Here is a 23352-nt window from a genome sequence, read left to right as displayed (position 1 = left end):
TTTCAGACGGCTTCATTTGAGCCGTCTGAAAAAAGATTATCCAATCAGAATTTAGCTTCTAATGTCAAGCCGTAGCTGCGTTTCGGAGCGGTAAAACGCTGAATCCCTTGGTGGGCACAACTGGCGTGTTGGGGCGTGCCGTCGCTGCCGTTACAGTTATCGACACGGTTTACTGTGCCGAATTCACGAATGCTGCGTAAGCTGTCCCAAGTGTAGTAGCGTTTGTTAAACAGATTAAATACACCGCCACGCAAGGTTACATGTTTGCCGAAGCGGTAATGACCTACCAAATCTACTAAGAAGTAGTTGTTGCTGTGCTTGGTGTAAGGCCACGGATTTTTCAGATCATCATTGTTGTGAATGGTGTCTTCCGCTTTTTTACGCGCCGTGTAGCTGAAATTGGTTTTCAGGCTCCAGCGGTCTTCGGGTTGCATGTAGCCGATGCCGACAACTGCGCCAAACGGTGCCAGTGCATTGATAGGCGTTTTGCTGCCGTCTTCTTGTTTGGCTTTACCTTTGATGTAGCTGGCTGTCCAGCTGGCAAACATGCCTTCAGGCAAGCCGATGCTGTTAAGTTTCCAATTACCGCTCAGCTCTATACCGTTTACAGTGGCACTGTCACGGTTGACGTTTTGCCAAGTTGGAGCGGTATAGGGGCGGGGTTGCCATTTTTGTTCGTTAACGTTCCAGAATTCAGTGTTGCGCAAACCCAAGTATGCGAAGTCGATGAAATCTTTGTATCGGGTGTGGAAGCCCGACAGCAACACATTGCCCCATTTGCCTTGATTGCTGACGCCCAATTCGTAGTTATGGGCTTTTTCGGCTTTCAAGTCTTTATTGGCCAGTACGGTCATATCCGGATGCGGGAAAGTAAACCACATTTCATCGGTAGTCGGAGCGCGGAAGCCGGTTGAATACTTGCTCAACAGCGTCCAGCCCGGTGCAAATTTCCAATCGAAGTTCAAAACGTAGCTGGCGGAGCCGAATTTAGCTTTGGCATCATCCAATCCTTTTTGCTTCATGGCAGCAATGAATTGGTTGTTAGGCAGCGTTTTATTGCGTATCCAGTCATAACGCACGCCCGCGCCTAAGCGGTATTTTTCACCAAAATTGAAGCTGTTGTTCCAGAAAAGATGGTGTTTTTTGCTCTGTGCTTCCAGCAAGAATTCATCGCTGGAGCGTCGGCTGGATTCAAAACTAGGTGCAAAAGCCCTCACAAAAACGCTGTAATTGTCGTTGGCGTTTTCCGTGGTGTTGGTGCCGGCGCCATAAGTCATATTCCAGTTTAATTTGTCAAACTCAATGCTTTTCTCGGCTTTGGCTCGCAGTTGTTTGGAATCTTGTGACAGACGGCGGAAAACATAATAAAGGTTTGAGTTTATGCCGTTTGTGGTGATGTCTGTGGGTACATCCCAAGTAAGCGTACTCATTTGGATTTTCTGCTTATCGTAATTCAGTGTGAGTTTGTCCCACGGCCCTGACTGAAGCTGGTTTTCGTATTGCAAACCCCGGCGTTTCAGGTAGGTAATATCATTTCTTTTGCGAATGTCGTACCCGATTTCACCTTTCCAGTCGGCAGCCCATAAGTTGGAAAGTTCGTCGGTTTTTCTATCAAGGCGGTAATCTTCATAGATGCCGCTCAGATAGTTGTAATCGTTGAAATGGTAGCCCAGTTTAAACAGGGTGCTTTTAGAAGAGTAAGACTGGGGGTCGGGTTTGGAGCGGAATTTACCGTAAGAACCGAAGTTGCTGAGGTTGTTGCTCAACGGATTATAAACGCCATCTTTTTTGTTGTATTGGGTAAAGTCTTCACCTTTACTGTTGTTTTTCAGTTCATGGCCGTGGCGGCGGGTATAAACAAAACGTGCATCAAAGCCTTTGAAATAGGCTGCCAAATCGGTGCTGCCCATGTATTCGCTGTTACGACCGGTATAGCCGCCTTTAACACCGACATATAAGGGTTTGTCGGCATGAACCACATCAGCCGGAGATTTGGTTTTGTAATCTACCGCACCGCCTAAAGCGCCGCTGCCGGAAGTCAACGAATCTGCACCTTTGCGGATGCTCACTTCTGAAACGTTTTCCAGCTCCGAAGCATTTCGGTTGGCGTTGAAGTTGCCATAAGCACCAAACAACTCTTGGAAGCCCTCTGACGAACGGCTTTCCGCTTGAGCCATACCGTCCACATTAATGGCTACGCGGTCTTTATCCACGCCACGGATAACGAAACCATTGGTGCTGCCACGGCCGCCTTCTACTACAGAAACGGCGGGGTCGTAGCGTACTAAATCGCGCACGTCTTGAACAAGGTTTTCATCCAATTGGGTGCGACGGGTTTTTGTTTCCCCCAATTTGGAGGTTGGTCGTTTGCCTTTTACTTCAACTGTTTCAAGATTGACTTCTTCCTTTGGTGCGTCTTCCGCATAAGCAGGAAAGGCATTAACTACCAATAAAGCCATCAAGGTGAGTTTGAATGGGTTGTTCATGTTTTACCTTCTGTAAACAGTCGTTTTTTCAGACGGCCTCAGATTTTTTAGAATGGCCTGAAAAACGAGATTGTGTCGATCAATTTGTTCAATGGTTACTTGAGCGGAGTTAAGTCGGTACTCTTGGTTTCGGTATCGATAGCTGTGCGTGTGCCGCCAAAAGCGGTATCCAGTGCTTTGTTGCCATCAAATTTAACTGTGCCGCCTATAGATTTTCCGCCGTATTCGGAGATGCCCCCAGAATAATAAGACTTTCTGTGAGCGCCGAAGAATGCACCTTCCACTTGGCCTGTCGCCTCGCCGGAGGTGGCAGTTCCGCTGAATTTGTTGCCGTTTACATTGACATCTTTCATGATTACGGAGCTACCGAAATCTTTGTTGCCAATGATTTCTCCGCCTAATTTGCCGGTATTGAAATTCACCGTAAGTTGGGAAATCACTGTTGGGGCATCGGCATTGTGGGGATTTTTCGGTGTGTAAGAAGAGCTGACCACTTTACCGTCTTTGACGCGAATGCCCCAAACATCATAAGTTGCTTTACCTTTTGCTCCTTTGGCTTCAGAACCGCCTTGCATGTAGGCAGCATCGGCTAAAGAACCGCCTGCAAACAGGCTGGCTTCGCCTTTGGGAGAAATCCATGCGCCGTAATACATAGTACCGCGCATATCAATAGCAGGGCGGTCGGTATGGTAACTGTCGCAGCAGGCAAAGATTTTGCCGCCGTCTTCGGTTGCTTGCATTTCGTGGGAGGTCAAGAACTGCTTACTCGGAGAAGAGTAATCAGGCACGATTGGCGTGTTGAAATTACCAAACTGATAGTATTTGCCGTCGGGCGTTTTATATACAGTTACATCTTTGTTAACGTCGTAGTAGCTATCACTCCAACTCGATTTTTCCTTTGTGGTCACAGTATATTTTTCTACCGCTCCGCCATTGGTGCTGACAGTAAAGTAATTATCGGTATCTGCGTGCTTTTTCACATTGGCAGCACCGGCATCAAAAGGCTGAAGAGTAGGGCGTTCTACAAATACTTCAGGTTCGTTTACGCCTCCGCCGCCTGCGCACGCCGCTAAGACAAAGGGCAGAACCAAACTGATATAAGGCCGTCTGAAAGACCGGTTATTCATGGATTACCTCCGTTGATTGGATGTTTTGAATCCGGCAGATATGCCGTTCATTTAATTAAAGAGTTTCATCATTTAAAATAAACAGAATTATTTTTACTAAAATAATGAATGTAAATAATATTTGTTTTTATTTTTATATGAAATATACTCTGAAAATAATATTTGTTACAAACATTTTTTATGATCTTTTTACACAATACCGATGAACAGTTTCAAAAAATTATCTTTCCCGCCCCTTTTATTTTTCTCCATATCTGCTGCTTTTCCCCCTTATTCTCAAGCAGATGCTTTGCCGTATAGGGCTTCAGACGGCCTCAAGCAGGAGCAGCCGGCCGTGCGGATGCAGGAAAATGTGTGGCTGGAACAAATCGCCACACCTTCCGAACATGCTTTACCAAAACAAACAGAAAAAGAAGCAATCAAGCCCGTTACCAATGAAGATTTAATGAAGCAGCCCGAATTGCTGCACAACTTGATGCTGAGGGCGATCAACAGCGGCGATCCGTATTTGTTGGAATCGCTCACTGCTGCGTATAGAAAACACCCTCAAGCCGATGCCGTTTTGCTGGCGCGGGCGGAGGGGATGATTGCGCGTTACAAAGGCGATTATCCGAAGGCAACGGCGGTTTACACCAAGCTGCATGACGCACACCCCGAAGATACGCGCATTACGCTGGATACGGCGGCGATTTTATGGGAAGACAGGCAGTGGAAAGAGGCCGACAGGCTGTTCGCCGAAGCCGCCGCCACGCCGCAGCTGCCGGAGGGCGTGCTGGAAAATATCGCGGTGTACCGCAAGCAAAGCAAAGAGGCGAACAAATGGCATTTCAACGGCGGTGTTAGCGTTACGCGCGATAACAATGTGAACGATGCCGCTCCGCCTTACTGTTCGCCGCTGGGTTGCGTCAAACAACAGGCCGAAAGTGCAACGGGCTTGAATTACCGGCTTTCGGTAGAAAAAAACACGCCGGTTAAAGGCCATCATAATGTGCTGTTTCGCAGCAATTTGAGCGGCGTCAGCTATTATTTCGACAAAAAATCCCAATACGACAATGCGTTTGGGCGTGCTTATCTGGGCTGGCAATATCAAAGCGCGCGCACCACATTCAATATTCTGCCGTTTTACCAATGGCAGCTTGCGGGCAGCGACGAATGGCAGCGCAAAACGCAGAAAGAGCAAACGTTCAATATGGATATGCTCGCTCATGCTGCGGGTTTTCAGACGGCCTTAAGCCGGCAGATTACCCCCCGCTTGCAGGCGCATGTGTCGGGCGAGGCTTACCGCCAGCACTACCGCGAGCCGGAACGTGCGGAGCGCAACGACGGCAAACATTACAGCCTTTTCGGTTCGGCGGCTTATCGCTTAACGCCGACGCAAACGGTTTATGCAGGCTTAAGCGGCGGCACTTTCCGCCCGAGCAATGACTTAATCGGCGGGCGAACTAACAATGCAGGCAACAACCGCCGCGGTGTGAGCGGCGGCTGGTTGGCAACGTGGCCGAAATGGGGCGGCTTGAACACGCAACTGAGAGCTGCTTACACCGACCGCCGTTATCGCGGCAGTGCGCTGAATGCCGACTTCCAATGGCAGCAGCAACGCAACAAGGAAACTTTATACAGCATTTCGGCAGCGCACCCCAAGCTGTCGATAGCCAAATTCATGCCCCGCCTGACTTGGGAACAAAGCCGTGTCCGCAGCACGCATAAATGGGCGGAGCGCAAAAACAACCGTTTGTTTGTGGAGATAGAAAAAGCGTTTTAAGAAGGTTTGATGCCAATCTAATGAGATAAAAAGGTTTTACTATAAAATGAATAAGATGGTTCGGGCTTGGGCAAAACCGTTTAAGTTGAATCGCAAGGTATAAACAAGCGCATGATTTCAGAACGGTTTGCCGATGTGCTGCCCATCGGGTCGAATAGATTAAGGCAGGGCGGGTTTGCTTTGCGAATCGGGAGCATCTTGAATGGATATCCGCAAACACCACTTACAACAGGCAGTTGAACAGCGCATTATCAACCCGCAGCAGGCCGATGCTTTGTGGGCGTTGTGGCAGCAGCAAAACAGCCATGTGCCGCAATTCGGTTTTACCCATGTTTTGTATTATCTCGGCGGGCTGTTGGCCATCGGCGCGATGTCGCTGTTTATGAATTTGGGTTGGGAAGCCTTCGGCGGTACGGCGATTGTGGTGCTGTGTCTGCTTTACGGCATAGCAGGCATAGCGCTCACCGAATATTTCCGCAAACGCAGCCTGCACATTCCGGCGGGCATTTGCGCTACTTTTGTGGTGGTGCTGGTGCCGCTGGCGGTGTACGGCTTGCAGCAGGCTTTGGGTTTTTGGCCCGACGATACAATGGTTTACCGCGATTACCATCATTGGATCGACTGGCGCTGGCTGATGATGGAGCTGGCCACGCTGGCCGCCGCTGCCGTGATGCTGTGGCGTTACCGCTATCCGTTTTTGGTGATGCCGGTGGCCGTTACGCTGTGGTATATGTCGATGGACATTGCCGATTGGATTTTCTACGGCCATAACGGGGTGTACGATTGGACGCTCAAGCAGCAGGTTTCGGCTTTGTTTGGCGCGGCAATGATTCTGCTGGCGTTTTGGGTGGATTTCCGCAACCAAAGCGGGCGCGATTATCCGTTTTGGCTGTATCTCTTCGGCGTGATCACGTTTTGGGTCGGCCTGAGCTTTATGGAGTCCGACAGCGAGTGGAACAAGTTTATTTATTTCTTGTTGAACGTGGGCATGGTGTTTACCGGCGTGCTGATCCGCCGCCGCGTGTTTGCCGTGTTCGGCGCGCTGGGGATGTTCGGTTATTGCTGGCATCTGGCCGATAAGATTTTTAAAGACAGTTGGCTGTTTCCGATTTCGCTCACGCTGATCGGTTTGCTGATTGTGTGCATCGGCGTGTGGTGGCAGAAGAACGACGCGGTTTATACGCAAAAGCTGCAAAACAAGATGCCGCAAGCGGTGCGCCGTTTTTTACAGCGTAAATTTCAATAGCAGGGATAACGGGAGGCCGTCTGAATTTTTTCAGACGGCCTCTCGGTTTTGGTAGCAAGGTCATTTTGTTTCATGGCGGTTTGTAGGGGCGGATTACATATCCGCCCGCGTGTGCATTGAGGTTATGTGCGGGAAAGTCGTCGGCATTTGGCGTTTGTGTTTTTTATCGTGAAAACGTCGGGGAAGTTAGGAAGTATTGCGGCGGCAGGTGTGGCGGCAACGGGCGGATATGCAATCCGCCCCTACGGGAGAAGGTCGGTAAGGTTTGGGGCGGGCGATGTTATTGAGGCCGTCTGAAAGCCTAAACCATTTCAGACGGCCTTTCCCAACAACGGCTGCTGCCGCACGATGGCACGGATAACGGTGCGGTTGGGGGCGAGGGCGTGGCGGATTCTTGGCGACAGCGGGTTGGGCAGGCCGAGGATGTCGGCGGCGACGGCGGCGGCGCAAATCGGGGCGGTGGCTAGCCCGCGGCTGCCGTGGGCGGTGTTGATGTAGGCGTTCGGCAGGTAGGGGCAGGGGGCGTTGAGGCGGTAGTTTTTGTCGAGGGCGAGTTTGGCGTACACGTTTTGCATGGCGGCGATGTTGCCGAGTGCGCCGACGATGGGCAGGTGGTCGGGGCTGTCGCAGCGCAGGGCGGCGTGGCCTTGCAGGGTGAGGCCGTCTGAACGGGTTTCAGACGGCCTTTGGTGTTGATGAGAACCGTCAAGGCCGTCTGAAAGCGAACTTGGTGAGCTTCGCCTAAGCAGTTGCGCGGCCAGTTGTGCGTTTAACCCGTGCAGGTTGGCACGGTTGGTTTGGCGGTCGCTTTCGCGCCAGTCGGTGCCGGTGTCGTGCTGGACGAAGGTTGCGCCGTAGCAATGCAAGCCTTGCCATGCGGGGCTGATGTAGCTGGCGCCGGAAAGGGCGCAGCGCAGTTGTTCGGAATACGGCACGGCGGCGGCAAGGTCGGTTTGTCCGCGCACCAAGCGGTAAGGCAGGGCGGAGACGTTGGGGTCGGCGGCTTGCGGGCTGTGTGCGCCGGTGCAGTAAATCAAATGGCTGCCGCTGAAAGTGCGTTCAGGCGTGCGGACTTGCCATTCGTTGCCGTCGTGTTCGGCGGCAAGCACGGGCGTGCGGGTGTGCAGTTCGATCAGCGGATGGTCGAGCAGGGCGCGGACGAGCGCGGGCGGGTTCAGCCACACGCCTTGCGGCCAATACAGGCCGCTTTGTGCGGTTTCGATGCCGGCAAGCTGCGCGGCTTCGTCGGCATCGACGGGGCGGTAAAGGTGGGTGTGGTGCTTGTGTGCGCCCAAAGCCTGATTGCGGCGGGTTTCTTCGGTATCGTGGTTGAGGTGGAGCACGCCGTCGCCGCCCCAGCTTTCGCGGTTCGGCAGCAGGGTTTCGAGCAGGCGGCGGGTGTAGCCGTAGCCGCACAGCAGCAGTTCGGTTTGCTCGGTGTTGTGCGGCGAAATCTTGGCATACAGCAGCCCTTGGCGGTTGCCCGACGCGGCGTTGGCGGGTTCGGCGGCTTCCAGCACGGTAACGGGCAGGCCGTGTTCCGCCAGTGCGCGGGCGGTGGCTGCACCGGCAATGCCTGAGCCGACGATAACGGCACGGCTGGGTGCGGCGCGGTGTTCAGACGGCCTGAACCACGGTTTGACCGTTTGCGGCGGCAGTTGCGGCACGGCTTCGGTCTGCCATTGCACGGGCTGCGGAAAATGTTCGCCCAGCCGCGCGGCGTTTTCAGACGGCATCAGCCATAGATGCACGCCGGGCAAAATGTTCTCCAACACGTTGGCTCCGTTAAACTGAATGCAGCCGAGCTTGCCTGCTATGGCTTGTCGCAGCGCAGTTTCTTCCGCGCATGGTTGTTCAGACGGCCTGAATTCGGGGATGCGGCGGTCGGGCAGGCATACGATCAAATACAGCGGTTTGGCATGGCGGCGGACAGTGTCTGCAAGTGCGGCAAGCGGTGGCGGGGCGTTCCAAGCAAGGCAGTTCATAAATGAGGCCGTCTGAAAATAGTGCGGGTGGCCAGTTTATCACGAGCAAACGGCGGACAAACAGGTTGGAAAGCTGCTAAAATTTGTGCGATTTTATGATTTCAGACGGCCTATGGCGGCGAGTCGTGCAAAGCTGTTGCATCACGAGCCGCAGGCCGTCTGAAAGCAAGCTGTGCGAGTTTAGCCAAAGCGAACTTGGCGAGCTTCGCCAAACCCACCCGACGGAACCCGTTATGAACCCATTAATCGCCGACTTCCAAACCGAAACCGCCCGCACGCCTGTGATTGTGGCTTTAGATTTCGCCAACGAACACGACACGCTTGCCTTTGTGCGCCGTCTCGATCCCTCCCTATGCCGTCTGAAAATCGGCAAAGAACTGTTTACCGCCACTGGTCGCAGTTTGGCCGAAAGCCTGATCAACCAAGGCTTCAAACTGTTTCTCGATTTGAAATACCACGACATTCCCAACACTGTAGCCCACGCCTGCAAAGTAGCGGCCGATATGGGCGTGTGGATGGTGGACATGCACGCTTCGGGCGGCCGCCGCATGATGGAAGCCGCCGCCGAAGCCGTGGCCAACCATGCGCAAAAACCGCTGCTGATCGGCGTTACCGTGCTGACCAGTATGGAGCAGAGCGACCTTGCCGAAATCGGCCTAAATCAACCGGTAGAAGAATTGGTGTTGCGTTGGGCGAAACTGGCGCAAAGTTCCGGTTTGGACGGCGTGGTGTGTTCCGCCCGCGAAGCCGCACCGCTGCGCCGCGAATTGGGCGGAGAATTTGTGCTGGTTACACCCGGCATCCGCTTGGATACCGCCGGCAACGGCGACGACCAACGCCGTATCATGACCCCCGCGCAAGCGTTGGCGGCGGGTTCCACTTACTTGGTGATGGGGCGGCCGATTACGCAGGCAGCCGACCCCGTGGCCGTGTTGCGCGAAGTGAATGCGGCAGCCAATCAGATTTCGATTTAAATATGTTCAGACGGCCTCTTGTAGTATAAAGAGGCCGTCTGAAAATGTAGCTAACAATGGATATTCCTATGGTACTCAACACCGATATACAACAATTGCAATCCCGTTTGAGCGGCGCACGAGTTTTAGTGGTGGGCGACGTGATGCTCGACCGCTATTGGTTCGGCGACGTTGCCCGCATTTCCCCAGAAGCCCCCGTGCCGATTGCCAAAATTTCTAAAACCGACCAACGCGCGGGTGGTGCCGCCAACGTTGCCCGCAACATCGCCTCGTTGGGCGGCAAAGCGGCGCTGCTGTCGGTTACCGGTAAAGACGAAGCCGCTGATGCGCTGGAAAAATTGATGAAGCAAGACGGCGTGGCTTCGTATCTGATGCGCGACAAAGAAATTTCCACCACCGTCAAACTGCGCGTTGTTGCCCGCAACCAGCAGCTTATCCGCCTCGATTTTGAAGAAATGCCGCACCGCGAGATTCTCGATTCGGTCAAAGAGCAATACCGCGCCTTGCTGCCGGAATACGATGTCGTGGTGCTGTCCGACTACGGCAAAGGCGGCCTGCTGCACGTTGCTTCCATGATCGAATGGGCGCGCTTGGCAGGCAAGCCCGTATTGATCGACCCGAAAGGCGACGATTACGAAAAATACGCCGGCGCCACCTTGCTCACGCCCAACCGCGCCGAACTGAAAGAAGTGGTGGGCAGTTGGCGCAATGAAGCGGAATTGACCGAAAAAGCCCAAAACCTGCGCCGTAATTTGGAATTGCAAGCCCTGCTGCTGACCCGCAGCGAAGAAGGCATGACGCTCTTTCGCAGCAGCCAAATCGACCACCAGCCCACCCGCGCCCAAGAAGTGTACGATGTATCCGGAGCAGGCGACACCGTAATCGCCAGCATGGGCTTGGGCATGGCTGCCGATTTCAGCCTGCCCGAAGCCATGCACATTGCCAATACCGCCGCCGGTGTGGTGGTGGCGAAACTGGGTACGGCGGTGTGTTCGTTTGAAGAACTGAGCGCGGCTTTGAAAGAACAACAGGCCGTCTGAAACCGTTCAGGCCACTTTCAGACGGCCTCGGTGGTGTTACACGGTCGCAGTAATGAGGCCGTCTGAAAAATATAGTCTATACATACGCTGCAATTAAAATAGGTATGAAACGCCATTTCGGGAGAGAAGGCTTTTTCCTGCTCTCCAACTGCTTGCTTATTTACGCAGGATAGCGGGCTTTGAAAGAGCGTTTTGAAAAACCGTCAGGAGAAATTATCGTGAAGCAGGAATCTGCCGTATATACTTATCAAAACCAAGATAAGCGGACACGTTGGTTATTGATTACGTTCATCATTTATATTGTATTGAATGTGTTGTCCGGCTTCGGCGAGATGTATGCGCTGAATACGATTAAACAGGCAGCTGCATCCATTACAGAGGAAGGCATCGAATCGTCTGCTTATGAAGCAGTATTGTCGTCCCAGAATATGGTTTTTTATTTGTACCTTACCGCAGTTTTGGTATTTGTGGTTACGGCGGTGCTGACGGCCAAATGGATCATGCAGGCCAATAAGAATGCCCGTGCTTTGGGTGCAACGGAAGTGGAAATGACTCCGGGATGGTCGGTGGGTTGGTTTTTCGTGCCGATTATGAATCTTTTCATGCCCTTGCGCGGTGTGACGCAAATTTGGAACGGCAGTATGCGCGCAGCAGGCAAGCCCGCACATCAAACCATGCTGTATGTTTGGTGGGGTTCGTGGGTTGTCGGTAATATACTTGGCCGTTTGACGACTAGAGTGGGTGATCGGGCTTGGGAAGCCATGGAGGCGGCGCAAACTGAAGAAGCGTTTAAGACGGCCTTGTCTTCTTATCTCTCAAGCGGCTATGTCGGCCTGCTTTACAATGTTTTGACTATTATCAGCGCGTTGGCGTTGTTGAAAATTATTTATTCCGTTAATCAAGCGCAGGAACAAAGTGCGCTGCCTCCCACAGTAAGTGCCGCGCCGGAAGCGGAGCGGTAAAATAACAGAAAGTCTGTTTGTGATCCGTTGTGCAGGGGTGCGGACAGACGGGTTTCAGGACTGACCGTGTGATGCGATGAAACCTTTTTTGTTCCGGCGGTTGCCGTTGACCGCGGCCAAATAACATTATGAGTAGGAAATCAAAGGAAAGATTATGACCATCATCGTAACCGGTGCTGCCGGTTTTATCGGCAGCAACATCGTTAAAGCCCTGAACGAGCGCGGTATAACCGACATCATTGCCGTCGACAACCTGACCCGCGGCGAGAAATTCAAAAATCTGGCCGAGTGCGAAATCGCCCATTATCTCGACAAACACGAGTTCATCCGCCAAGTGCGCGAGCATCTGCTGCCGTTTGACGATATCGAAGCCGTGTTCCACGACGGCGCGTGTTCCGACACCATGGAACACAACGGCCTGTATATGATGGACAACAACTACCAATACAGCCTCGATCTGCTCGATTGGTGCCAAGACGAGCGTATTCCGTTTTTATACGCCTCCAGCGCGGCAGTGTACGGCAAAGGCGAGATTTTCCGCGAAGAGCGCGAATTGGAAAAACCGCTCAATGTGTACGGCTATTCCAAATTCCTGTTCGACCAAGTGGTGCGCCGCCGCATGGAAGAGGGTTTGACCGCGCAAGTGGCCGGTTTCCGTTATTTCAATGTGTACGGCCCGCGCGAACAGCACAAAGGCCGCATGGCTTCGGTGGCGTTCCATCATTTCAACCAATACCGCGAGCAGGGCTATGTGAATTTGTTCGGCGAAAACGAAGGTTACGGCAACGGCGAGCAAACCCGCGATTTCGTGAGTGTGGAAGATGTGGTGAAAGTGAACCTGTTCTTTTTCGACAACCCTGAAAAATCAGGCATTTTCAACTTGGGCACCGGCCGCAGCCAGCCGTTTAACGATTTGGCCGCCGCAACCGTCAACGCCTGCCGTGTAGCCGAGGGCAAGCCCGCGATGAGCCTTCAGGAATTGGTTAAAGAAGAGCTGATCCGCTACATTCCGTTCCCCGATTCGCTCAAGGGCAAATACCAGAGCTTTACCGAGGCCGATATTTCGCGTTTGCGCGAAGCCGGTTACGAAGAAGCGTTTTTAGATGTGGACGAAGGTGTAAGCCGCTATGTGCATTGGATGATGGAAAACCTTTAAGCCACGCAAGCCCACGGCAGGCCGTCTGAAAGGCAAAAATACTTTATAATGCTTTTCAGACGGCCTGCGGTGTTTTCGGGCTGCCTCAAGCGGAAAAGCGAACCGCACACAATACAAGCAAAGGAGAAAACCATGAGCGGAAAAAATGATTTTGCAACCGCCGATTTAATCGACATCGCACCGGACACCCCTTCCTGCGAAGTCCAGTTCCGTCATTTCGGGCGCCATGCCCGTTTCTGCGGCAGAATCCGCACGGTGAAATGCAGCCGCGACAACGGCTTGGTTAAAAAACTGATGAACACGCATTCCGACGGAGAAGTGCTGGTGGTGGACGGCGGCGGCGATTTATACAGCGCATTGATGGGCGACATGATTGCCGGTGCGGGCGCAGCCAACGGCTGGGCCGGTGCGGTGATTTTCGGCCCCATCCGCGACAACGAAGCTATCAACGCCATGCAGTTCGGCGTGAAAGCCTTGGGCACCAACCCGCGCAAGAGTGCGAAAGACGGCGCGGGCGAAGTGGATGTGCCGGTCACTTTCGGCGGCGTAACATTTACCCCGGGACATTATTTATACAGCGATTCAGACGGCATCTTGGTGTCTGAACAACCGCTTCACGAGGAATAAACGATATGAAAGTAACGTCAAAATGGATAGACGGCATGTGTTTTGTCGGCACAACCGAAGCCGGCCACAGCGTGGTCATGGAAGGTTCGGCGCAGGAAGGGCAGGCCAAGCGCGGCCCCAGCCCGATGGAAATGCTGCTGCTGGGCGTGGCGGGCTGTTCTAGCATTGATGTGGTGATGATTGCCGAAAAGCAGCGTCAGGACATAGTGGATTGCCGGGCAACCGTTACCGCCAAGCGTGCCGACGATACGCCGCGCGTGTTTACCGAAATCCACATCCATTTTGAAGTGCTGGGCCGCAACCTCAAAGAAAGTGCGATTGAAAAAGCCGTGCAGATGTCTGCCGAAAAATATTGTTCCGCTTCAATCATGCTGGGCAAAGCGGCCAAAGTGACGCACAGCTTCGAGATTGTTGAAACGGCTTAAATCAAAACATGCCGTCTGAAAACAAGGTTTTCAGACGGCCTTGACTTGCCTACGATTCAGAATGGTTCAAACGGCCGGCAATATAGTCAATCCACTTAATTTTGATACAAGGCAGCAACACCGTAGCCAGTTAAGTATATTTGCGATAACTACTCGAATACTTCCAACTGCCTGATCAGGCAGGAGAACCGGTATGACAGATAACGAAAACAATTTTCCGCAAGCACCCGCAACCTCGTCTTTGCTGGAAGAGCGGCACGATGCCGAGCTTTTCCGCGTGTATTCCCGCATTTTAGACGGCATCACCGACCACAACCTGCGCCCGGGCAACAAGCTGACCGAATCCGATTTATGCCGTCAAATGACCTGCTCACGCAGCACAGTGCGCAGTGCGCTTTCATTGTTGGCGCACGATAAAATCGTTGACCTGCTGCCCAACCGCGGCGCATTCGTGCATGTGCCCGATGCAAAAGAAACGCAAGATGTGTTCAAAATGCGTATTGCTTTGGAAGAAACCATCATCAATATGCTTTTGGAAGAAGAAAATTTAGCAGAAAAAGCCAAGCCTCTTTACGATTTGATTGATCAGGAAGAAGCGGCTTTCAACCGCGGCGACAGGGTAAGCTGGAACCGTTTGTCCAACGCTTTCCATGTCGAGCTGGCGCGTCTGCTGAATAATGATGTGCTGCTGGAAATTGTGAATACGTTGTGCGCCCGTTCGTCTTTGATTATCGCCGTGTTCGACGCACCGAAAGACCGTTTGCGCCACACTTACTGCGAACACCGCGAAATCCTCGATTTGCTGGTGGAAGGCAAAAAAGCCAGAGCTTGTAAGATGATGAGACGCCATCTGGGGCAATGTCAGGCGAGGTTGTTGAGAAAATTTGAAGCGGAAGCGTAGGGCGGTGTTTTGTTTATTGCTCCACGTTTGGGGGAGATTTTGCAGTTAAGCCGTTTGGTGGTGTAGCTATGCCGCCGAGTAGAAAGCCAATCAAAACTAGAGGCCGTCTGAAAATAACTTTTCAGACGGCCTCAAAGTTTTATTGCGATATTTGTTTTACAAGCAAGCAGTCAAAGTTATAGATTGCCCAGTTTCGGCATGCCGTGCTTTTGCAGCAGCTCGTCGATCTGTTGCTGCATTTTGTACTGCTTGGCCTGACGGATCAGAATATCTTTAACTTGCTCGAAAGGAGGCGCATCGGGATTGCGCTCCGACGCCGCCAGCTTAAACAGATAGAATCTGCCGTTGAGCTGCACAGGTTCGCGGGTTACTTGGCCGCGCGACATCTGACTGATCACTTTAGCCAATTCGGGCGGCAGATGATCGGGAGAAATAAAACCGCTAACTTGATCGGGGCTGGGATAGCGTTGCATCAATTGGTCGAAAGACAAGCCTTTCAACAGCAGCTGTTGTGCTTGAAGCACTTCTTCCGGGCTGGCAAAGTTGACCTGCTGGATTTTTACCGCGCGGGTTTGGCGGTCGTAAGCGGCGCGTATTTCCGCTTCATCCACTTTGGTTTCCTGCTCAAGATGCAAAGCATATTGCGTGGCATAAAATTGCGCCTCGGCATTTTTGAAACGGGCTTGAACTTCCGGATTTTTGTCCAAGCCTAATTTCAATGCTTCGTTTTTCAAAATTTCAACCGTTTGCAGTTGAAGGGTAACGCTTTTACGCAGTTTGTCGGCATCGGGCAGCTGTCCTTGATGGCTGAAAGACGCTCTTTCCAATTCTTCGGCAACCGCCGTGTCGATGCGGCTGCGTTCGATTTCCGGTGCTTTCCCGATAGCGATTCCGGCTGCCAAAACAGAGGCGGCCAAGAATACGAGATTTTTTTGTTTCATCATTGTTATTTAAGCTTTTTCAAAGTTATTTGGCTGTTTGGATATTGGCTTTGCGGTAAAGGGCTTCGATTGCGCTGTCGATACGTGCGGCTTGAAGCTCTTGGGCAATGCCGTTTTTGGCGGTTTCATATGTGGGGATAGAAGCCGCGCGCTTGTCGTTGATGTAAAACACGCCAAACATGCCGTTGCCGTCTTGCAGCGGTGTGGCTGTATATCCGCCTTTGTTCAGGTTTTTAACGGCTGCATACACTTGAGGTGCGCCTTGCTCCAAGTCTTTGAGGTTGACGTAACCTGCGTTCAAACCGCTGTTGGCTTTTTCGACTGGATCAACCGTGTATTGAGAGGCTACGGCTTTGAAATCTTTTTTGGCTTTCAAATCGGCAATGGCTTTTTGGGCGTCTGTGGCATTGTTGGTCAAGATTTCGCCCAGCTGTACTTCGTGGCTGCCTTGATAAAATTTGCTGAATTCGCTGTAAGCCGTTTTCAAATCGTTTTCGCTGATGGGGTTGTTTCTCAGCAGATAAACGAAATAGGCTTGGTTGAGCATGTCGTTTTCAAAAGCAGCCCATTGCTCTTGGAAACCCGGTTTTTTATCGGCGCCTTGCTGTTTAGCATCGGCGCGTGCCTGCCCGATCACTTTTTTGTACTCGGCGGATTGGTCGAGCTTTAAGCGTTTTGCTTCTTGAGCAATGAGGATGGCGGTTACGCGGCGCTCGGTCAAATCACGGCGCAAAGCAGGAGTGTCGGGAATTTGGGGATTTTGGCTTTGCAGCATCTTAACTTGCGCATCGATTTCTTTGCTGTCGATTTTGCTGCCGTTAACGGTTACGATGGTTTGCGCCCACAGGCTTCCGGAAATCAAAGCCAACATCAGTGCTGAAGCAAAATAAGATTTTTTCATATCGATTCTCTGCTTTTCTCAAATAAAAATTTAGGTAATGGGACGAGCTTAATGGAAATACTCTTCAGGGGTAACGGCTTTTACACTCAAAGCATGTATCAGGCCGTCTGAAAAAAGATCCTGAAGCAAATCTTTAACCATGCGTTGCCGGTTTAAACGGCTCACCCCGTCAAATACTTCGCTGACCAGCAATACGGCGTAATGCCCGCCGCCACGGTTTCCCGCGTGCCCTGCGTGAAGATGGCTCTCGTCGTGAAACTCAAACACCTGCGGCTGCAAGATTTTCAGACGGCCTTCAATCGTTTCCTGTATCGTAGGCATTATTTAAACACCGCTTTAAAAGGCTTGATCAAAATTTCTTCGTAAACGCCCGCATCAACGTAGGGATCTTGCTCCGCCCAAGTTTGGGCGTCGTCCAGTGAAGCAAATTGGGCGATAATCAAACTGCCGGAAACTTGATCGGGATTGTCAGGCAGCGGATTCGGCCCGGCGGTGAGCAGTCTGCCTTCGGATTGAAGTGCTTCCAAACGCTTCAAATGCGCAGGGCGCGCTTCCAAACGGGCTTCGTGAGCGCCTTCGGCATCAGTCGCCAACAACATAAAATATTCCATATTATCAACCCTCTTTAGGTAAATGCTTGCTCAAGTACATACCTTGCGCCAATGCAAAAACGATCATAAAGCCAAGCGTGCCGAACAGTTTATAGTTGACCCATTGCTGTTCGGAAAAGTTGTAAGCAACGATAAGATTGGCTACACCCATAAAAATCAAGAATACTACCCAAGCGGTAGTTAATTTGTTCCAGATGCTGTCGTCCAGTTTCAATTCCTTGCCCATCATTGCTTTCAAGCCGTTTTTATTCATGATTTGGCTGATGCCTAAAGCCAGCGCGCCAAACCAAAACAGCAACGTAGGTTTCCACATAATGAAACGGGCATCGCGCAATAAAATAGTGGCTCCGCCAAAAACAACGATTAATCCCAAGTTCACTTTCTGCATCGTATCAAGCTTTTTATGCTTCATCCATGTTAAAGCAGCCTGAATAATGCCGACTATCAAGGCGACGGCCGTAGCCCAAATAATATTCTTGGTTGTGGTGTAAATAATAAAAAACAGAATAATCGCAATAAAATCGCTTAAAATCTTCATTTTTATGCTGAGTAAAGTAAATCAAATCATCAGAATTTCACAATCATACAGGTAGATGAACTCTTTTGCATTACTTATGTCAATGCTAACAAGGCACTTCAGGCCGTCTGAAAAAAAGGCCGATTGTCGAATTTACTTTAAAGTAAATTAAAGAGTGGTTATAAAGTTGCAATTGCCAGCTTATCGTTTACATAAATTAGCAAATTACTTGGCAGAGTAGGCAGTCAGCATATATCATGCTGATTATATACAATCAGGCAGTAAGGCTGCCAACTCGAACAGGGGATAATAATTTGAAAAACAATCATAGAATCAAACTGATTGCTGCTTCTTTGGCCTTAACAACGTCATTATCTGCCGTTGGCGGCTTAGGTGGCTTGAATGTTCAATCCAACTTGGGCGAGCCGTTCTCTGGCACGGTAACGGTTACAGGGGAAGAAGCCAAAGTTCTGCTCAATGGCGGCAATGCATCACTTTCAGACAGCAATTTGCGTACGAGCGTTAGAAAATCAGGCGACAAAGCCGTTATCAATATCCGCTCGAAATACCCCGATAAACGACCCTGTTTTGGTTTTCCAAGTTGGCGTCGGTTCCCAATCTCGTCAATATACCGCGATTATCGATCCGGCGGATTACGCTGCCGGCAGCGGATCAGAAGCTCAAAGCGAAACCAAATCTGCTTCCGTAGAACAGGCGGTGCGCCAACCTTCTGCGTCACAGCGTTCTACCCACGTCAAACCTAATGCTAAGCAGACCCAAGAGCAGACAAGAGCGAAAAAAGAAAATAAAAAATCTGCCGCTCATGCAAAAGTCGAAAAAAGCCGCGATGTAGCCCCTGTCGAGCAGAAGTCTCAAATTCCTCTTGAAGGCGACTACAAAGTTCGTCATGGCGAAACACTGACTTTCATTGCTGAGAGAATTCGTCCTCAAGGTTTGACTTTGAACGAAACTATTAATGCTTTAGTTTTGGCAAACCCCAAAGTCTTCCCGGACAATAATCCCGATATCGTTATTGCTGGCAGCACATTAAGTATTCCTTCTGCATCAGCGCTTAAAGATATTCTTAAGCAAGGTGGTGCAGCAGCAGTTAAGCCGGCAGAAACGACTTCTGTTGAAACTCAGCAACCTGCCCAAGCTTCTCAGCCCGACGTAGTTGCTGAAAAGCCTGTAGTTACTGAAAAAACACCTGAAACTGCAGGTGTAGGGACTTCAGCTTCGTCTGAGCCTGTAGTAACTGCTGCAAAAGATGAACAAGCTTCAGCAGCCGTCAGCCAGAAAGAAGTTGCTAAATCTGAAGTAACTGATAAACCTGAAACAACTGCTTCTTCAGTACAGGCACCTGCAACGCAAGAAGGTGAAAGCAGCGGTTGGTGGCGTTGGCTGCTGTTTGCCGGTTTAGGTGCGATTGCTTTATGGTTGATTGCGAAAGCGGCCTCCAAGAAAAAAGTCCACGTTGAAAAAGCTGATGAAAACGATCACTTTGTCTTGAAAGAAGCTACGGAAGAAAGCAAACTTCAAGCTCAAGATCTTCATGCTAAATCGGGCGTGAGCTCCGTATCTTCAAGCAAAACAGCAGATTCTTCTTTTACGCGTTCTGGCGTTGCTGCAGGAGCAACAATTGCTGCAGGAACTGCTACTCAAGCTAAAGCTACGGAAGAAGGTTTGGATGTTGAAGATGATTTTGATGATGAAATTTTCTTTACTGAAACCGAAACCATTCCGGCAGACAAACCTGAAAATAATTTCAGCTTAGATTTAGGTTCAATTGATCGTGCTCAAAACGGTATCGTATCCGGTGCCCTTACTCAAGATGAGGAAACTCAAAAGCGCCAAAACGCCAATTGGGACACTATCGAGTCTACCGAAAGTGTATATGAGCCGGATCCTGAAAACGAATATCAGCATGTTGCAGTTGAATTCTCTCCTGTGGCTGACACTGCCGAAATCTCTGATGTTGCAGATGTAGCCGATATTTCTGTGGATGAACATCAAAACGAGCGTAATGATTTTGATGTAGATGTAGAAAGCATTCAATTAGAAGCTGATTCACAGGAAGAGAAGCAAGCTGTTCAAGAAGTTTCTGCATTTGAAACATCTTCTTTTGTTTCAGCAGAGGAAACTGCTGATGAAATTAAGGCAGTAGAGTTTGAACCGCTTGAGTTTGATTCATCTGCTTCTGAAGAGTTACAAAAATCGGTAGAAGATACGTCTTCAATTGATTCCTCTGCCGTAGTTGAAGCAGAAGCCATTACCGTTGAGTCGGAAGAAGTAGTTGAGAATATTGATCAAACAGAAACACAAGACTCCTCTTTCTTTGTAGAACAAGCTGTAGAAAGTGAAATTAACCAAGAATGGGTAGCCCCGGAGTCTGACAACAATATCGCTTTCCAAGATGAAGAGCTTGGAAGCCCTGTTGATGTTAGTGTTTCCGATAGTGGCGAAACTATTGAATGGGAAAGCATAGAGGTTGAAGGTGACAGTGAGCATGCTGAAACCGGCTTTATCTCCGAATCAGTAGGCATGACTGCTCCGCTTGAAGCTAAGTATGAGCTGGCTCAAATGTATGTGGAGATCGGCGATCCAGACGCAGCAAAAGAAACGCTTCAAGAGTTACTTGAAGAGGCAAGCGGAAGCATCTTGGAAAAAACAAAAAATATGCTTGCAGAGTTAGACAAGTAAACTTATCTGTTTATTCAATATGCAATAGTTTTACAAACGACATGAAAGGCTGAATCCTTGGGTTATTAGGATTCAGCTTTTTGTTTTTAGAACTCATAATCTATCTCATATCTATTTGTTTGTACATTGTATGGGATAAGGCGGATGAGTTTATTTGTGATATGGTCGCAAACAAGTAAAAGTGGTCGAGAAAGCGTGTAAGATTAATCAATTCAGTGGCTTATAAAGTCGATCTCTTCGATCTAAGGCGGGTAACTCCATAGCGAAACAAAATTTATGTGCGGCATAACTAATTTTCAGTATATAAAAAGCTCTAAACTAATAGATTGATTCTATTGAAGTTTAGAGCTTTTTTGTTTGATTTCGTAATTTATTTCATAAAGCGTGCAAGAAAGTAGCCGGCGCCAATTAAAATAAGTCCGATAAGCAAAATAAATACAACTAACAATAAAGCTTTACGTCCTTTTAAAAAAGATTTCCAGCTTGGTCGGCCGAGTTCCCGTTCAAGTTTTTCTTCCAGCTCCGCTCTAATTTGTTTACGCAAGCGTTTCTCTTCTGCTTGCTGTTCAAGGTGGAGTTTTAAAGCGATTTCCTGTTGTTTTTTATGTTGGAAAGCTACTTTTTCTTCCCATTCTATTCGTTTACGCTGTATTACTGCTTCGGTTGCAGAAGAGAAGTGTAAGCGACAGGTCGGGCATTCGGGGGTATCTTCCGGATTTTCTATTATGGTTCGGCAAACTGGGCATTGATCGACGATTTTTTTTACTTCTTCTTCATCCTCATTTTCATCCGGCAATAATTCGAGTGAATGACGGATAATCACATCTAAGCCTAGATAGCTGAAATAATGCTGTGCATTTTCACGCTCGTCTTTGGTGCAGTTTTCAGCAATGATAGCTTGAGGCCGTTCGGCCAATGCTTGAATTAAGTCATTGGCCTCATTCTCGGGTAAATTATCGAGAAGGCAAGCATTGATTCTTTCTTTGTCTACGCCGGGAGGATAAGACACGTAGACATCATACAATTTTTGATTCTGCATTATTCTTCCGTAAAGTCTTGCTGTGGAATTTCGGATTTGTTGTTCATGTTGTGTAGTCGCAAAATTACCAAAGGCAATTTCTTTGGTTAAACCCGATTCTTAAATATCGGAGAATAAGGGTATGCTATTAACTGATTTTTGTCAGTTAAATGTATCTAAGCGGTAAAAATTTACGATAGCTTACATACAAACGGGTATTAAACTAAAAAAAATTAAAATTTTATGATTTTTGAATTTTTTAAAAGGGTCGCATAATTATAAATTATGTCTTTATCAAGATGTAAATTTTTTATTTGCAGACAGCTTGAAAGGCGAGCTAGGAAGTTTGTAGGCAGTTTTTCGTCAGAATGCTCTTTCTCGCTGCTTTATAAATAGCAGGCGGCCTTTTTTACCAGGTCGCCTGTTATTTTGTCTCAATTTTAGTAGCTGTTTAGACTGAAAAAGAAGAGCCACAGCCACAGGTCGTGGTGGCATTGGGATTACGGATGACGAATTGTGAGCCTTGCAAGCTTTCAGTATAGTCGATTTCTGCGCCTACCAAGTATTGATAGCTCATCGGATCGACTAAGAAAGTCAGGCCGTTTTTTTCAATTTCAAAGTCGTCATCATTTTTGATTTCGTCGAAAGTGAAGCCGTATTGAAAGCCTGAGCAGCCACCTCCATTAACGAAGACACGTAGTTTTAAATCGGGATTGTTTTCTTCTGCGATCAAATCGGCTACTTTTGCACAGCAGCTTTCTGTGAAGATAATCGGGGTTTCTTCTGACATGATTCTATTCCTTTACAAATGCTTGTGATGGTGTGTTTCGTTGCTCGAGCGAGCTGTATTACTCATCTAAATTTAGGCTGTTTAGTATAAATTCAATAGGGGTCTTTGAAAACAGCAAGATGTTATTCTGGCCGTCTGAAAACGGTTTAATGGTTCCAACCTTGAATATTTTGTTTGGCTATATTGGTTAAAGCGTTAATCCATGCAGGGTGGGTGTTCAAACAAGGTATGTATTGATATTGCTGGCCGCCGGCTGCGTGAAACTGCTCTCTACCTGCGATGGCGATTTCCTCCATGGTTTCTAAGCAGTCGCTGACAAAGCCGGGGCAGAAAACGTCTAGTTTGGTTATGCCTTGTTTTGGGAGTTCGTCAAATAGGTTTTGCGTGCTTGGGCCTATCCACTTTGCTTTGCCGAATTGGCTTTGAAAGGACACGATGTAATCACTTTTTGTAAGTGACAAGGCGTCGGCTAATAATTCGGCGGTTTGATGGCATTCGTGGAGATAGGGATCGCCTTGATCATGGTTTTTTTGCGGAATACCGTGAAAACTTAGCATCAGCTTTTCTCCGCGGCCATGATGTGACCAAAAGGCTTCTACTTGCTGTTTCATGGCATCGATATAGTGTGCGTTGTCATAAAAGCGGGAAACGGTGCGGAGGCTTATTTGATTTCTCTGTTTAAGCAACACTTCAAATATTTTATCCAGTGCGGCGCCTGTGCTTGAGGCGGCGTATTGCGGATAAAGGGGAATGGCCAACACTTGGGTTACGCCTTGTGCTTTTAATTCGCTTAAAACTTGAGTTGCGCTCGGTGAGCCGTAGGTCATGGCGTGGCGCACGATAACATTAGGTAGGTTTTCGGCCAACAATTCTGCTTGTTTTTGGGTATAAACGGCCAATGGGGAACCTTCAGGCAGCCATGCTTTTTGATAACCGTGAGCGCTTTTTTGGGGGCGCAGTGTCAGTACCAACCCGCGCAATATCGGCTGCCAAAGCAGTCCGGGGAGTTCTACCACGCGTTTATCTGAGAGAAAGTCGCGTAAATATGGGCGGACAGCTTCGGCGGTTGGTGCTTCGGGCGTTCCTAGGTTGAGTAGCAGTACGGCGGTTTTTTGTTGGTGAGAATGGGGTTTGGTGGGCTCGGGAAGGAAGCGTGGCATGTAGGTATCCTGACAATGTGTTT

At 49.5% G+C, this 23352-nt stretch carries 21 protein-coding genes; 10 read left to right on the top strand and 11 right to left on the bottom strand.

The window, feature by feature from the left end:
* Positions 1-44 precede the first annotated feature (44 nt).
* Complete coding sequence (locus tag CKV66_RS11100; RefSeq protein WP_085362694.1) at positions 45-2486, bottom strand: TonB-dependent hemoglobin/transferrin/lactoferrin family receptor; 2442 nt, start codon at positions 2484-2486, stop codon at positions 45-47.
* A gap of 95 nt (positions 2487-2581) precedes the next feature.
* Entirely contained in the window at positions 2582-3577 is a 996-nt protein-coding gene (locus CKV66_RS11095; protein ID WP_157739166.1) for a Slam-dependent surface lipoprotein, read from the bottom strand.
* A gap of 238 nt (positions 3578-3815) precedes the next feature.
* Here CKV66_RS11095 and CKV66_RS11090 point away from each other — a divergent pair, with 238 nt between their 5' ends.
* Positions 3816-5375, top strand: a complete 1560-nt coding sequence (locus CKV66_RS11090; RefSeq protein WP_085362696.1) for a surface lipoprotein assembly modifier — start codon at positions 3816-3818, stop codon at positions 5373-5375.
* A gap of 202 nt (positions 5376-5577) precedes the next feature.
* The gene (locus CKV66_RS11085) at positions 5578-6621 is read left to right on the top strand and encodes a DUF2157 domain-containing protein (protein WP_085362697.1); all 1044 of its coding nucleotides are present in this window, start codon (positions 5578-5580) and stop codon (positions 6619-6621) included.
* A gap of 311 nt (positions 6622-6932) precedes the next feature.
* Here the strand turns inward: CKV66_RS11085 and mnmC are convergent, their stop codons facing one another.
* Complete coding sequence (mnmC, locus tag CKV66_RS11080) at positions 6933-8606, bottom strand: FAD-dependent 5-carboxymethylaminomethyl-2-thiouridine(34) oxidoreductase MnmC (protein WP_095197886.1); 1674 nt, start codon at positions 8604-8606, stop codon at positions 6933-6935.
* Between the two features lie 233 nt (positions 8607-8839).
* Between mnmC and pyrF the strand changes: the two genes are divergently transcribed.
* The 7 genes from pyrF (at position 8840) to CKV66_RS11045 (ending at position 14691) form a co-directional block, all read left to right on the top strand.
* Positions 8840-9580, top strand: coding sequence for an orotidine-5'-phosphate decarboxylase (pyrF, locus tag CKV66_RS11075; protein WP_085362699.1), 741 nt, complete (start codon positions 8840-8842; stop codon positions 9578-9580).
* A 56-nt stretch (positions 9581-9636) separates the two neighbouring features.
* Entirely contained in the window at positions 9637-10620 is a 984-nt protein-coding gene (gene rfaE1, locus CKV66_RS11070; RefSeq protein ID WP_269457263.1) for a D-glycero-beta-D-manno-heptose-7-phosphate kinase, read from the top strand.
* Positions 10621-10838: 218 nt separating this feature from the next.
* On the top strand, positions 10839-11582 hold the full coding sequence (locus CKV66_RS11065) for a DUF4328 domain-containing protein (protein WP_143773783.1): 744 nt from the start codon (positions 10839-10841) through the stop codon (positions 11580-11582).
* Between the two features lie 154 nt (positions 11583-11736).
* Positions 11737-12738: an ADP-glyceromanno-heptose 6-epimerase gene (rfaD, locus tag CKV66_RS11060; RefSeq protein ID WP_054600001.1), complete on the top strand. Its 1002-nt coding sequence runs from the start codon at positions 11737-11739 to the stop codon at positions 12736-12738.
* A 132-nt stretch (positions 12739-12870) separates the two neighbouring features.
* Entirely contained in the window at positions 12871-13365 is a 495-nt protein-coding gene (rraA, locus tag CKV66_RS11055) for a ribonuclease E activity regulator RraA (protein ID WP_085362701.1), read from the top strand.
* Between the two features lie 5 nt (positions 13366-13370).
* The gene (locus tag CKV66_RS11050; RefSeq protein ID WP_085355918.1) at positions 13371-13790 is read left to right on the top strand and encodes an OsmC family protein; all 420 of its coding nucleotides are present in this window, start codon (positions 13371-13373) and stop codon (positions 13788-13790) included.
* A gap of 193 nt (positions 13791-13983) precedes the next feature.
* Positions 13984-14691 carry a GntR family transcriptional regulator gene (locus CKV66_RS11045; protein ID WP_085362702.1) on the top strand — a complete coding sequence of 236 codons (708 nt, stop codon included), beginning with the start codon at positions 13984-13986 and terminating at the stop codon, positions 14689-14691.
* A gap of 176 nt (positions 14692-14867) precedes the next feature.
* On the opposite strand, the gene CKV66_RS11040 is transcribed toward CKV66_RS11045, so the two are convergent.
* The 5 genes from CKV66_RS11040 to CKV66_RS11020 are packed head-to-tail and all read right to left on the bottom strand — an operon-like array spanning position 14868 to position 17682.
* A complete protein-coding gene (locus CKV66_RS11040; RefSeq protein WP_085362703.1) occupies positions 14868-15635 on the bottom strand; it encodes a peptidyl-prolyl cis-trans isomerase in 768 nt (255 codons plus the stop codon).
* 22 nt (positions 15636-15657) lie between these two features.
* Positions 15658-16533 carry a hypothetical protein gene (locus tag CKV66_RS11035; RefSeq protein ID WP_085362704.1) on the bottom strand — a complete coding sequence of 292 codons (876 nt, stop codon included), beginning with the start codon at positions 16531-16533 and terminating at the stop codon, positions 15658-15660.
* Between the two features lie 48 nt (positions 16534-16581).
* Positions 16582-16854 carry a BolA family protein gene (locus CKV66_RS11030; protein ID WP_085362705.1) on the bottom strand — a complete coding sequence of 91 codons (273 nt, stop codon included), beginning with the start codon at positions 16852-16854 and terminating at the stop codon, positions 16582-16584.
* Positions 16854-17144, bottom strand: a complete 291-nt coding sequence (locus tag CKV66_RS11025; RefSeq protein WP_085362706.1) for a YciI family protein — start codon at positions 17142-17144, stop codon at positions 16854-16856. The genes CKV66_RS11030 and CKV66_RS11025 overlap by 1 nt, the downstream gene beginning before the upstream one ends.
* A 4-nt stretch (positions 17145-17148) precedes the next feature.
* The gene (locus CKV66_RS11020; RefSeq protein ID WP_085362707.1) at positions 17149-17682 is read right to left on the bottom strand and encodes a septation protein A; all 534 of its coding nucleotides are present in this window, start codon (positions 17680-17682) and stop codon (positions 17149-17151) included.
* A gap of 456 nt (positions 17683-18138) precedes the next feature.
* Between CKV66_RS11020 and CKV66_RS11015 the strand changes: the two genes are divergently transcribed.
* The gene (locus CKV66_RS11015) at positions 18139-20361 is read left to right on the top strand and encodes a FimV/HubP family polar landmark protein (protein ID WP_085362708.1); all 2223 of its coding nucleotides are present in this window, start codon (positions 18139-18141) and stop codon (positions 20359-20361) included.
* A gap of 370 nt (positions 20362-20731) precedes the next feature.
* Here the strand turns inward: CKV66_RS11015 and CKV66_RS11010 are convergent, their stop codons facing one another.
* The 3 genes from CKV66_RS11010 to hemH form a co-directional block, all read right to left on the bottom strand.
* On the bottom strand, positions 20732-21403 hold the full coding sequence (locus CKV66_RS11010; RefSeq protein WP_095197885.1) for a hypothetical protein: 672 nt from the start codon (positions 21401-21403) through the stop codon (positions 20732-20734).
* A 427-nt stretch (positions 21404-21830) separates the two neighbouring features.
* Complete coding sequence (erpA, locus tag CKV66_RS11005; RefSeq protein ID WP_085362710.1) at positions 21831-22169, bottom strand: iron-sulfur cluster insertion protein ErpA; 339 nt, start codon at positions 22167-22169, stop codon at positions 21831-21833.
* Between the two features lie 146 nt (positions 22170-22315).
* The gene (gene hemH / locus CKV66_RS11000; protein ID WP_085362711.1) at positions 22316-23329 is read right to left on the bottom strand and encodes a ferrochelatase; all 1014 of its coding nucleotides are present in this window, start codon (positions 23327-23329) and stop codon (positions 22316-22318) included.
* Positions 23330-23352: the final 23 nt, after the last annotated feature.

The sequence above is a fragment of the Neisseria zoodegmatis genome (assembly GCF_900187305.1).
Lineage (GTDB): Bacteria > Pseudomonadota > Gammaproteobacteria > Burkholderiales > Neisseriaceae > Neisseria > Neisseria zoodegmatis.
Note: the sequence above shows the minus strand (reverse complement) of the source record. Positions and strands in the feature narration are given on the sequence as shown.